We start from the raw sequence: 12,168 nt of genomic DNA, 5'->3' as shown, positions 1-12,168 counted from the left end.
GCACAGCAGGAGCGCCGCACGCCTCTGCTGCCGTTGCCTTATTTACTACGCGGTCAACTTAGTCGCTAACGGCGTGGCCGTGATCTTTGTCCGCCGTTGCAGCCAGAACACCAGCCCCAAGAGCCATGCCGCCAAAAATGAAGAGCGGCGTGTTGTTGCTGGTGTTGGCATTGCCCGTCTGAGCGGTCTTCTCAGAACCCAGGACATTGAGGCAAATCTTGTTCTCGACGCGCGAGATATCGAGCGTCGAATTCGCCGGAACGCTCAGATTACAGCCACCGACCTGAACCGAAGCCGAGCCCTTGGCACCAACCACGACACGACTGCCGAAATCAAGCGCGCCGCCCGCTTGCGCCGGACCATAGCCAGCCACCTGCGAGATCATCACATCGCCATTGACGCGACCGAGCGATCCAATCGGATTTACGCCGTTATAGGCAGTTGCACAGGTGCACGACCCATCCTGCGCGAAAGACGACACCGGGGCGAAGCCGGCCAACACAACAACTCCGGCCAACGCACTTTTAACAACTAGATTCATCCGCATCAATCCTTCTGTCCCACGTTACCTGAGGCCGCCCAACCGCTAAGGTACTCAACAGCGCGTAACAGCTTTCTGCGCCAATTCCAACCTATTTCGCATCTGCGAGATATTTTTTGGTTTCGGTGTGGTTGATAGAACACACCATTAGAATATCGCAATGGTCATCTGTACAGCTGGCTAATAGCCGACTAACCGCGGGCCGGTCTGCTATTCCTGGCGGCCGCTGGGGCGCCACGGTTGCTGCGTAGATGAGCCCGCCTGTGTCGACTGTCCACTCAGGATACCTGCCGAGCTTTGCAGTCAGATCCGCGCCGTCGGACCTGAGAGTCCGTTTTGAAATTCAAGGATGGGCGTTTCTGCGGATGAGGTTTGCGCCCATTGCGACAGGGATCATGGCGTGGGAGACGGCGATGCGCTGCTCGTAGTCGCGCACGAGGCGGCGCCATCTTGTCATCCAGCCGAAGGTCCGCTCGACAACCCAGCGGCGGGGCAAGACTTCGAAGCCCTTCTGGTCATCGGATCGGCGGACGACCTCGACCACGAAGCCGCGGCCTTGTCCATGAGCTTTAGACGATCATAGGCGCCGTCGGCGAACAGATGCTTCACCCAGGGCCAGCGCTTGCGGATACCATCCAAGACCGCCTGGGCGCCGGCGCTGTCGGAAATATCGGCCGGCGTCAGGTTGACCATCAACAGCCGCCCATCCGTATCGACTGCGATATGGCGCTTGCGTCCGACGATCTTTTTTCCGGCGTCGTAACCCCTTGTTTTCGCTTGCGGAGCCTTGACCGACTGGCTGTCGATCACGATGGGCTCGCCTCGCGCCCGGCCCGCTCACGATCCAACATCAGAGCCACGTCGTGGATGGTCTGGAACAGAAACCGCCGCGCCAGCTCTCGAAACCAGCCATAGACCGTCTGCCACGGCCCAAAGTGGATCGGCAGCATCCGCCAGCCGCACCCCGAGCGGACCAGGTAGCGCAGCGCATTAATCACCTCGCGAAAATCAACCTCGCGCGGACGCCCACGCCGCCCGGGCTTGGGCATCAGCGGCGCGAACTGCTCCCACTCCTCGTCCGTCAAATCAGACGGGTAGCGCTTGGTCTTCTTGGCGATCTGGGCCATCCGGCATCCGGCCACGGCTCTGCTCTGTCCACATCCACAGCTTGAATCATAACCCAGCCGCAGATGGAACCCCAGTCAGCCGATTTTCAAGACAGCTTCTGAGGCACCGCCACGACGGCGCCACGGAATTTCGGCGCGACATTGCCGTAGCATGGTGCACCCGCGCCGATGAGGCTTGCATGTCAAACCGAGCCCTCGATACCTGCGTTCTTCAAGTGGTGGCGCCGTCCGCATGGACAGGGGCTTGCTGAAGGTTCGCACAGCACCATCTTGTGGGACCAACGCGCAAATCAACGCCTACGGCAAGCTTGCGATGACAGGGCTCCCATCTGCCTCGCCCCGGCGCGCGAAAATGACGGACAGGAAGGCGCTCGTGAATACTAACGCAACAAAAGCAAGTACCATTACCTTCCTGATCGGCAACCCTACTTTGGCGCTGATCCCGTCTAACCCATGTTCAACCGATCACCCAATTCGCGGACTTTCGCGTTTCTTCAGCCCTAACAGGGTTTCATGTCTAGCGATTTCCTCCGCTGTAAACCTCGAAGCCACTCTGGTCGCAGGGTTTCCAACAACGATTGCATATGGAGGCACATCCTTTGTAACAACGGCCGCCGCTCCGACTACCGCTCCCTTTCCTATGCGAATGCCCGATAGCACGGTTGCGCCAAATCCGATCCAAACATCATCCTCTACATGAATCGCATCCTCGGGCTGCGCTAGTTTACCACCGTCAGAATACACCCACGGCGCATCTGCTATAAAACTCCCGATGTGTCGCATATCGTGATCTTTGCGGCCTACAATCCCTACGAAGCTGGAGATCAGCACTCCGTCTCCGATCTGACCGTCGCAAGCAATCCAGCAATGTGAACCGATACTAACGTTTCGTCCGATTACAAGTCGTTTCGGGGACGCCAGATAACTTCCTCGTCCGACGACAAAACCTGGCCCAACTTCGACGTTGCGCCTTACTGCGAGCAGTCGGTAAATCCGCCGAACGAGTACTCGGGCAACACGGAGCAAAATATTCATAGCCGCCGGTCACGAACCATCCGTTTTAGGGTCCCTGCTTTCGTGGTTATTACGCCTAGCCAAGCTTCGCGCGAGCGCGCCAAGCAATCAATCGCCCAATAATCAACCCGAATATCCGTTGCTAGCTCGAAATCAAATCGTGCAGGTGGAATTTGCTTATACAGGTACCTTAACATGTTCCAGCGACTGGAATGAGTTCCCTCAGAGAATCCAGCATTCGCAACCAAAGGCCTCGGTGGAAAAATAGAAACACCACGCTTTGTAAATACGAAATAATTCCACATCAAGAACCAGCTATCGAGGCGCCCCTGAACGGTCAAACGGAGCATCGTCGCATAGTCTCGGTAGCCTGACAGGTTAAATGCATTTCGAAACGCACGTGATGAAATATCCTCCGGGCGAACAGCCAGGTCAAGATCAAACCCCAACCATGCACGTCTCCACGTTGCCCAGCCCCAAGGGTGTGTACTCGGCAATACCAACGAACACGTGTGTGATGAAATCCCTTTTGCGAGCGGTGTGTATGCACAGACGCTGTACACGTCAGAGTCAGAGTCGTACTTATTCAGTGCAGCATTGAAATATGCGAGGATGTCGGGCGAAACAACTAAGTCATCCTCGAGAATTATGGCTCTGTCGTACTCTCTTAAAACCTCTCCCACGCCGGAATGAATTGAATTTCGAAGACCGTTGTTCTTCTCCTTGCTGACAATTTTCACGTTCTTGTGCTTAAGTTTTGAAAGAAAATTTATTACTTCATTAACCTTTACGGCATCTCTTAAGTTTCTCGGACCGTCGACGTATATTCGAACAGGGGAGGTGCGAAACTCTCGACATTCTTCAAGCGACTGGATGAGCCTCTGCAACCGATCCACTCGGTTGTAAGCGAATATTACTATCGCCGCCGGCGTTGCGGCAAAAACCTCTTGCATCAGATCGGATCTCCGCTTGTGTAGTAGGTTTCAGCATCGGCGAGGCGAAGTGATCCTGCCCTGCCTCCAAAGCGGCACATTTCAATCACGCTTTGGTCAGGGCGTTGTTCGAACGGCAAAGCCAAGGTACCGTCGAATAAACCGCCAAGGCCGTTATAAGGAATCCTGGGAACATGCCAATTTTGGTCGCGAAAAACTCCACCGTCTGGCGGCACCGAACACTATCCGCTTTTTTTTTCGCTTTTTCCATGACATGCGTCGTTTCAGGGTTGAAGTCCGCGACGGCACAAACGGGAGCTCCCTTCAGGCTGTTCGCTGCTCTGACACTGATCGGAGGGCCAGATTTCACGACGTTCGGTTTCGATCGCCTTACCATCGCGGATTCTCATGTGCTCGGATTTGAGGTTCCTAATTCTGGCCAGGTGCAGCGAGCTTTGAGGCTGCCGAGAAGCAACCAACATCTGGTCATCGATATCGAAAATTGGCCGTTGGAAGGCCCGGATCAACCATCGTCCATTGCGAAATACCAAAAGACGCTTGGCGCATTCAGAAGGGCGGACCCGGGGGTCAAGATCGGCCTTTACGGTGTTTTGCCGATCAGGGATCATTGGAGAGCAATCGGCCATGAGGGAGCGGTTGGACTGAACGACTGGAAACAGAAAAACACGGAGATCGCCTCATCTCTTGTCCCCTACGTCGACGAGCTGTTTCCATCCCTCTACACGTTCTATGGCGATAAGGACGCTTGGATAGCCTACGCCCGAGCCAATATCCAGGAAGCCAGAAGAATCGCGCGGGGAAAGCCTATTTATTGTTTTCTATGGCCGCAGTTTCACAAGACACTCGCCTTTTTGCCAGGCGAGTTCTGGTATACCCAACTAAGCACGTGCAGGAAACTAGCCGACGGGATCGTCATCTGGGGCACTATGCGTGGCGGTCCAAGTGATGGGCCTGCGGACTGGAACGAAAAAGCAGAATGGTGGCAGGCCACTCTGAAATTCCTTAGGGAAGAAGGTCGCCTGCCATAGATTCGAACTTGAAAAAATGCAAAAAAATGATTCCCCGCTAGTCGATGAAGATGTCTACTGGCTTGATGGCCGGATCGCGCCGGCGCTTAATCACCGACGTTGCGGCAACGATGGTCCGCTTGAAGGGTGACGGCAAGCCTCCAATCAGATTTTTTATCCGACTTACACCCTTTCGCCGCTTATGGTCGCCCGCCCCAACTGCCCAGTAACTCACGTAATCGCTTTGCTGGGGGATTGTCCCGAATATTTTGGCCTCGGCAACTTTCCTGGCCCGGACGTAAAGGTACGCAGGCCTACGCCCCCCATATTCGATGCGGCGAGCCACCTCAGCAGGATCAGGCATCCGCATCCACTTTGCGCCGGGTATCTGCTCTGCGATATAGACGCGCTCGACCTGAAAACCGTTCTCTGGCGCGAAAACCCTGAACATAAGCTCTGGGCTGAACTGGTAGAACCCATGCCCACAAAGGTTGTTGGCGGGAACAATGCCTAAATAATGCCCGCCAACTTGCAGGAGTTCCATGCAATTTTTGATGGCCTGCGGGTAGTTGAATACGTGCTCTGTGCTTCCGCCGTCTATGACTGCAGTGTATCTGCCCTTTAGGCTGCTTTCGATTGGTTGATTAAGATCGCCAATATGAGTCGCATGTTCATAGTCCGAATTGTCGAAGGATTCCGCTTCATCCGCACCAAGAAGCCTTAAGAATGGCTCCGCATAACCATCCCCACTGAAAATCCTATCTTGGTCTTCTTGGGGTATCGTAAAGCCCGCCTGGCGCAACATCGACCCAAGTGATCCCAGGCCAAACTTCACTGTCTGGCGTCCAATCGTTATGGAGCGCGAAAAGGAAACTCCAGACTTTCTTGCAGAAATCAAGAACGCTGCCCCATTGGACTCAATACCCACTATTTCCCCCCATTGTCGCAAATTTGTACAAGGCGTAGATTTCCTGCATATCGGAACGACAGGGCAACGTCTCATGCCCACCAAACCAAAGGGCGCGTGTCATAGGTATCTTGACGACACGTCGTTGTGAACGAACCAGATGTCAAAGTTCGATACGTTGGCAAAGATCTGGCGATATCCAAGCGGAATGAGTCTTTGTCGAAGAGCCGCTATCTTCTCGAGGTTTAAGTTGTGCTCGATGGTAAACAGTCCCACCCTTCTCCTATTTAGAGAAAGACCCTCAAGAACCTGAAGTTCTGACCCTTCAGTGTCTATTGAAAGGTAGTCGATATAATCAGGAGCATCATGCTGATCGAGGAGGTCGTCCAACGTGATAGTCTTGACCTGGTATTTCCGAAGCGTTTGATTGCCTCTAGCCTCACGCACCCCCGCCAGCCCTGACAATTCCCCTAGATGAACGTCCTCTTCGAACACAAGCGTATCACCGCTCCGGGCCGCCACGGCACGCGTGTCAAGAGTTGCCTTTCGCTTGCCGCGGATAGCTGCTTCAAAGCGATTCGCCGGCTCGGCCAGAATGCCGCGCCATCCAAAATCCCGCTCAAGCAGCAGTGTATTGGAAAGTGTTTCGCCGTCGCCAACGCCCACTTCGACGAAATATCCTTCCCGCTTCTGCTCACTGACCAATACGCATACAATGTCCTGCACCAATTGCGAGTGGGAGTTGGAGACAAGATCCTTGATGAGCTTCCCTCCCTCGTTTGGTACTGAGGCACAGAGAAGTGCAGCTGTGACAAGGGGAGTGACCACTTCGGCGGAGCGATTGTTCATACGCAGAAGCTCCAAATATCCCCTCAAGTAATACTGATCGAATTTGATAGAAGACGCAGAAATATCCGGATTATTCAATGCCCTTCCTAAGGAATACACCGCAGGCGCAAGAACCACTGATAAACTTTTTCTTATCGTTTGCAATTTTTTGGACACAGGAACCTCTGAGGATGGCCATAGTGGAAGATAAGATCAAAACGATTATATCAGGCGACTATCGCACGCTTCGTCAACATTAACACGTTGCATATTTGGCTCTTGACGCGGGTCAAGGTTAACTGACGAATTCGAGAGCCAGAACGGCACCTGCGCAGCAGGCCAAAAACATGAGAACTACCGAGGCTACCATCCATTTGCTGTTCCGCTTTACGACCTCGATGTTCTTTAAGTCATGACCATTGCCTGCCAGAACGAACGCACTGCTGAAGACCAGCGCCGCGGCTAGGCTTGCCACAACACCGTAGCCACCGAATTTGAATCCGAGGGGCACGCCAAGCATGATGATCACCACGGCCGCCTGAATTTGGCTTGCCAAATTCCAGCGCATCACACCTCGGCCCAAGGCAATGAGGTAGAACGGAATTGAGAGCACGTTCACGCCGAATCCGAAACCCAATATACAGATGACGTAGATAAATTCTCGTCGGATTTGACCCATCATCAGATAGCTGAAAATCGGGGAGAATGCGATGGCGCCAAGACAAACACTGATGCCGCCCAATATTGCCACTTTGGTCGACTTGTCCAACATGGCGTCGAGTTTTGATACGTCGTCGCCAACACCGGCTGCAGCCGCAACGAGCGGCTGTGCGCCCGCCGCAATCAGACTGCGCGCCTGGTTGAGAAAGCGCAGGGCAAATTCGTAATAGCCGACGAAGCTCAGGCCTCCCCACTGGCTGAGGATCAGCTTCGCCAAGGGCTCGGTCAGCAAGGAAGCGAGCCCGGTAGCCTGGAGGCGCATGCCGAATCCGACTGTTTCCCGGAACACAGATCCAGACCAGCTGTTTGGAAACGGACCAAGATGCGGGATACGCCTGCGCAGCACCGTCCAACCGACGATTATAACGATAAGTTGCTGCAAAATCTGCGCCAAGCCAAAGCCGATACCGCCATAGCGCGGAATAAGCAGCCACGACGCGAAGAGTAAGACAACGGAAGAGCAGCTTACCAATATCGCTCGCTGGTCGACACGTTGGGTTCCGTCGATTGCCGAACAGACAGTTGCGGCGATCGGCGACAGGAACACTGTCCCGACAATCGCGAACGGCATCAGCGATCTCGCCTCGCCAACGCGTTCATGGCCGACAAACCGCTCGATCGCGAAACCTGCCACCAACCAAAGCAGCGCTGCGGCCAGCCCGTTGAAGGCGATCGTTGTCAACGTTACAGTGTTGATGTAGCGAACGACTGCGTTCTCCAGAAGCGGCTTTGACAACTCGACCGCCGCGAATCTGGCCAGTCCGCCCGAACCGCTCACATCCCCCAACCGAGCAACCAGAGACCCCGCCACCAGCAACGACCAAAGTCCAACCCCCTCGATGCCGATTGCATGGGTCAGAATCCGATACGCGCCAAACACACATACCATCGCGACAAGCGGTTGTATAAGCGCAATGGCAGCGTTTTTAACAAGCCGACTATCACGCAGTGCCCACCGTACTCGCAAAATCCGTGATTGCTTATTTAATTGAATCACTGAAGAGCCTTCGCAGCCGCAGATGCTCTCGAACAAGCATCAAAACATGGTCGCCCGCGAGAAGGCTCTCGGCGTTTTCGGGGCGTTTGTAAAATTGATGCGCAACAAGGGAGTTTGGTCTCCAGTTCATAAGGCGCTGAACATTTGTCCTCGAGAAATCGAGATATTTTGCGCCCCGTTTATGCGCCAGCACACTCATGATCGACTGATCATGTTTGTGAGCGGAATATTCGGGATGTTCCATAAACCCAATATCGCTTGGCCCATCCGTCAAACAACGCGGATCCTGACAGTATTTTAGCCACTCGTCGAGGAAACTAAAAGCCGCGTCCGACGGAGTCCACAAGCTCCAAGTCGCCATGATCGTATGGTTCGAGCGCATCTCAATCGTGTCGCTCCCCATCAGGATTAGACAATCTCTCTTTGTCCAACGGCCGACTGAGCCCAGATGAGGGATTGCCGCACCGAGCAAAAAACCCTGCTCACTGGCTCGTGCCGAAGCTTCCAGCCGAACTGGACGCCGCGTAAACTGATAGTAAGGCGACCTTCCGGCATCGCAATAGAAGATTACGTCTCCGGATTTTGCACGCTCCAGTGCCTTGCGGATAATGAATGGCTTCCATAGCCAGTATCCCGCGCCTCTTGGCTGATCGAGAATCGCCGCATTCTCAGAGTAGAATTCCGTTTTCTTAATATCGTCAAAACCGAACAGCTGTGCGCTGTCGAAACCCACGCTGAGCGCGTTTTCGCATAAGGCCTTACTATTAGGGACGAATGCACCTGTTGCGTAACTGATCAGCCTTAGCGGGTTTCCTGAATGCCCTTTGGCTGCGGCTGTCAATTCTCAGCCCCCGGGCCAAAGACATATACGTAAGCCCAAGTGAACAGCTCAGTGCGCCCGATGAGGCGCTTGATCACGCGCATCGCAAATTTGCGCATAAGATTATTGCCCTCGGTTTCGACAGTATAATAGCGCTTCAATGACACTCCGGCACGGTGTGCAATTTCAAGCGCATTTACCGGGGTCACCCAACGAACATGGTCGACGTTGCCGATGTAGGTGTTTCTGGAGATCATCTCTTGAATGTTGCGCCACCAAAACGGGCTCGGCGTCGACACGATAATCTCCCCATCGGGACGGGCGTGGCGGCCCGCAAATCTGATTAGGCCGACGGGATCGTTCACATGTTCGATGACGTCGCCTATGTAGATGACGTCGAACCGCTCATTGAGGTCGGCATCTGAAGTCGCATCACAGACGCGAACGTCATATCCTAACTTGTTCAGTTCGCTGACCTCCTCGACAAGAATGTCGACCCCCACAGCTCTAGAGGCGAGCTTTGCGAAAATGCCATGCCGCCACCCTGGGCGCGTCGTAAATTCCATCGAATGCTCAACAACGCCAATATCGAGCAGCGTTCTATTGGTAAGGGCTTTCTCCCAGAAAGCCGTGAGATCATGTATTGAACCCGCGTCTTTTTTCCTCAGGACGCCAGTCACCAGGGCGCGGGCTGCATCCGAGATTGGATTTTTTGAGACTTCCGACCAGTGCTTTTCTTTGGGCATTCGCACGCTTTCGTTCAAGGGGTTCGCCTACCTACGAGTCAATGTCAGCTTGGATCAATCGGCTGAATGCGTTCCGCGTGCAGTTGCTCAAGGAACAGTTCTCATGGCCGACCTTCCTCGCGCTTGCACCGCGTTCATAAAGGGCCTGTGCTGCACGGCAGGAAAGCCGCCGTGCCAGACCGCGATGATGAGAAAAGATGAAATCCAAAATCCAGTAGCTCCCCATATACCACCGCTTACAAAGCTTCCTAAGGCCTCTCGAAAAAACAGCAGCGCGGCGAAAGTTGCCCAGATGGTTGAGCGCGGATCACGAATGATGCCCACGGCCGAGCGAATTGCAAACATAACGTGCATCGCAAATGGTATAGAACCAATAATGCCGACCGACATAAGCGACTCAAGATAAATATTATGCGGATAATACCCAGTTTGCAACTCAACCACATACCGACCGATCAAGAAATGATCCAGAAACTGATTCCAAGCACCTGTGAACGCTATAACCCGCATCTGGTTCGACATGTCCGAATTAACGTCCGTCCGTGACAGTTGGGTGGTGACAATATCAACCAGATCGGGGCTCGCTACGAAGGCGATGACTAAAACGGCTAAACCCAAACCAAACAGGAGCCAGACGCGCCGCGTCCCTTTAAGTAACAGAACATAAAGCATAAGCGCACCGGCGCCAGCCAGATACGGCCCGCGCGATCTAGTGTAAACAATAACCAGAGCCAACAGCGGGATGGAAAAAACCGAAAGTAGTTTGATCGATAAAGATCGCTTGAACGTTACTACAAAAAAAATAACGTATGCAAAACCCAGGTGACCAAGAGCAATAGGATTTATCCTATCCATAGCCATCCTTCCCGTGGCTGAGTCCAATAGCGCGTCTCTATTGAGAATCATTCCTGCAGCAGCGCAAAGCAATAATATAACTGCTGCGGGAACGAAGTCTTCGTCCTTTATTCCTCTGTAACGCAATGACAACGCATAGGCTGGGATAACACCGCTGAACAAGAAAATCCCCAGCACTACAGCTGAGCCGTTTCCAACATCGATCCCTGACAGATAAATATTCTCAAGGAGGCGTGTCGTGTACAGAAACAGAAACACTGTTCCAGGGAGAAATTGGTGAGTCAGAGGCTTATATGGTCTTGGAGCAACTCTGAAGAAAGCGATAACAACGACAAAAAATATGAAAATCCTTATGTAGATTGACAACGACTGATTATCAGTATCCCCAGAGCTGACCATGGTTGCGAGCGAATGAAAACCTAGAATCGACAGAGAGAACGCAAATCCCGGTGAAAACATGGCCGGAAAAAATCGGGCTATGAAAGATTTTTGCCTCCTTGCAGACCACCCGTGATACTGGGAAACATCGCGGTAACGAGTAGAGATTCTACTCATTTAGTTGCCTCTGTGGCGTCTGCCACCCATGTCCGCGGCGCCATTCAAGCCCCGTAGGGCGGCCGAGATGAAGTTATTTCGCCATGAGCCGATCATAGCGTTGCGCTCCACCGTCGTGCTGATTGACCGGTTCAGATTGCTGATTTTGCGTAGTGCGGTTGCAGCGGCGCGGCAGTCGCCAAAATCGAGAGGGAACACAGAAGCATCCAACTTTGTCGCTGCCGTGTGGATCAAGGAGCCTCGGCGTACGATCGCTGGAACGCCAAATTGAAGCGCTCGGCCAAATACTCCTGATGCCTGATCGTACATCGGCTCGTAGCAAGCCCAGACTGCGTCCGCGACACCGTAGAGGCTTTGCCATTCGCCATCGGTGAGCCGCCGGTCAATCTGAATTCCTCCCGCCGCATTAAAACGAGAGGCCAGCGTTTGCTCGGTGTTGCCAACTCCGGCAAATATGAAACAGACCTGCTTGGCGATATCTGGGTTGGCCTCGAGAATGTCGACCAGAAACGCAAAACCTTTGCGTACCGAGGCGGCGCCGAGCCAGCAGACGATTGGCCGCCCACCAGCCATCTCATGAACCCTGGTCGCAACCGACGTGTCTCCGGGCTGTTTCAGGGCAGAACCATCATGCATGTCCCACCACTGCGGATCATAAAGTCCGATGTTGACGATGGTGCGGTATTCCGGAGCCAAGCTGAAGGGTATGATACTTGCGATCGTGACTCTTGGCACTTGCTTCAAAACGGCAAAGATACTTCTCTTGATGTACCTCTTGAAGCTGAAGGCTCCAAAGCAAGACTGCGGACCTAAAAACAAAGCAACAGTCGCCCGTCTGTGAACAGCCCGCTGGAGAGCTATCGAAACAAAGGAGAACAAGTCATCGTCAAGTGTCGCAAAAAACAGGCGGTCAGCCATCAATAGCCTTTTCCTGAGAGACTGCGACATTGGCCCAACTACAGGAGACAGGCCCAAGGCGGGCCCCAGCAAGTCAGCATAAGACTGCCTGTGTCCGGAGCCCGTCGTAACATACACGATTCCCGTGTTTGGCCGATGAGGCCTTGCGCCACTCCCGATATCGACATTAGACGGCTTTCC

At 53.7% G+C, this 12,168-nt stretch carries 11 protein-coding genes and 1 pseudogene; 1 reads left to right on the top strand and 11 read right to left on the bottom strand.

The genetic code is table 11. The features are described from left to right. Positions 1–58 precede the first annotated feature (58 nt). The 4 genes and pseudogenes from X760_RS67335 to X760_RS76665 form a co-directional block, all read right to left on the bottom strand. Complete coding sequence (locus X760_RS67335) at positions 59–541, bottom strand: hypothetical protein (protein WP_031194834.1); 483 nt, start codon at positions 539–541, stop codon at positions 59–61. A 343-nt stretch (positions 542–884) separates the two neighbouring features. Continuing rightward, a pseudogene (locus X760_RS67330) lies at positions 885–1,702 on the bottom strand (IS5 family transposase). A 431-nt stretch (positions 1,703–2,133) separates the two neighbouring features. Beyond that, positions 2,134–2,451 carry a DapH/DapD/GlmU-related protein gene (locus tag X760_RS77400; protein ID WP_198030550.1) on the bottom strand — a complete coding sequence of 106 codons (318 nt, stop codon included), beginning with the start codon at positions 2,449–2,451 and terminating at the stop codon, positions 2,134–2,136. A gap of 248 nt (positions 2,452–2,699) precedes the next feature. Next, entirely contained in the window at positions 2,700–3,635 is a 936-nt protein-coding gene (locus X760_RS76665; protein ID WP_156948238.1) for a hypothetical protein, read from the bottom strand. A gap of 173 nt (positions 3,636–3,808) precedes the next feature. Between X760_RS76665 and X760_RS78285 the strand changes: the two genes are divergently transcribed. Further along, positions 3,809–4,663 carry a hypothetical protein gene (locus X760_RS78285; RefSeq protein WP_031194833.1) on the top strand — a complete coding sequence of 285 codons (855 nt, stop codon included), beginning with the start codon at positions 3,809–3,811 and terminating at the stop codon, positions 4,661–4,663. A gap of 37 nt (positions 4,664–4,700) precedes the next feature. Here the strand turns inward: X760_RS78285 and X760_RS0139440 are convergent, their stop codons facing one another. The 7 genes from X760_RS0139440 to X760_RS67300 form a co-directional block, all read right to left on the bottom strand. Beyond that, positions 4,701–5,570, bottom strand: coding sequence for a hypothetical protein (locus X760_RS0139440; protein WP_156948236.1), 870 nt, complete (start codon positions 5,568–5,570; stop codon positions 4,701–4,703). Positions 5,571–5,669: 99 nt separating this feature from the next. After that, positions 5,670–6,476, bottom strand: coding sequence for an FkbM family methyltransferase (locus tag X760_RS67320; protein WP_023721774.1), 807 nt, complete (start codon positions 6,474–6,476; stop codon positions 5,670–5,672). Positions 6,477–6,672: 196 nt separating this feature from the next. Beyond that, positions 6,673–8,130, bottom strand: coding sequence for an oligosaccharide flippase family protein (locus tag X760_RS67315; RefSeq protein ID WP_156948234.1), 1,458 nt, complete (start codon positions 8,128–8,130; stop codon positions 6,673–6,675). Further along, positions 8,078–8,827 carry a hypothetical protein gene (locus X760_RS67310; RefSeq protein ID WP_023721771.1) on the bottom strand — a complete coding sequence of 250 codons (750 nt, stop codon included), beginning with the start codon at positions 8,825–8,827 and terminating at the stop codon, positions 8,078–8,080. Before X760_RS67310 ends, X760_RS67315 begins: the two co-directional genes overlap by 53 nt. A 104-nt stretch (positions 8,828–8,931) precedes the next feature. Then, the gene (locus tag X760_RS73885) at positions 8,932–9,678 is read right to left on the bottom strand and encodes a class I SAM-dependent methyltransferase (protein ID WP_156948232.1); all 747 of its coding nucleotides are present in this window, start codon (positions 9,676–9,678) and stop codon (positions 8,932–8,934) included. A gap of 69 nt (positions 9,679–9,747) precedes the next feature. Continuing rightward, complete coding sequence (locus tag X760_RS67305) at positions 9,748–11,070, bottom strand: O-antigen ligase family protein (protein ID WP_084642969.1); 1,323 nt, start codon at positions 11,068–11,070, stop codon at positions 9,748–9,750. Next, on the bottom strand, positions 11,071–11,988 hold the full coding sequence (locus X760_RS67300) for a glycosyltransferase (protein ID WP_031194828.1): 918 nt from the start codon (positions 11,986–11,988) through the stop codon (positions 11,071–11,073). Positions 11,989–12,168 lie beyond the last annotated feature (180 nt).

The sequence above is a fragment of the Mesorhizobium sp. LSHC420B00 genome, assembly GCF_000503055.1.
Classification (GTDB): Bacteria; Pseudomonadota; Alphaproteobacteria; order Rhizobiales; family Rhizobiaceae; genus Mesorhizobium.
Note: the sequence above shows the minus strand (reverse complement) of the source record. Positions and strands in the feature narration are given on the sequence as shown.

Bases quoted from the DNA above. Each gene is read 5' to 3' on its own strand.
- X760_RS67335 (WP_031194834.1), bottom strand. From the start codon at position 541: ATGAATCTAGTTGTTAAAAGTGCGTTGGCCGGAGTTGTTGTGTTGGCC.
- X760_RS67300 (WP_031194828.1), bottom strand. From the start codon at position 11,988: ATGGCTGACCGCCTGTTTTTTGCGACACTTGACGATGACTTGTTCTCC.
- X760_RS76665 (WP_156948238.1), bottom strand. From the start codon at position 3,635: ATGCAAGAGGTTTTTGCCGCAACGCCGGCGGCGATAGTAATATTCGCT.
- X760_RS67305 (WP_084642969.1), bottom strand. From the start codon at position 11,070: ATGAGTAGAATCTCTACTCGTTACCGCGATGTTTCCCAGTATCACGGG.
- X760_RS78285 (WP_031194833.1), top strand. From the start codon at position 3,809: ATGCCAATTTTGGTCGCGAAAAACTCCACCGTCTGGCGGCACCGAACA.
- X760_RS77400 (WP_198030550.1), bottom strand. From the start codon at position 2,451: ATGCGACACATCGGGAGTTTTATAGCAGATGCGCCGTGGGTGTATTCT.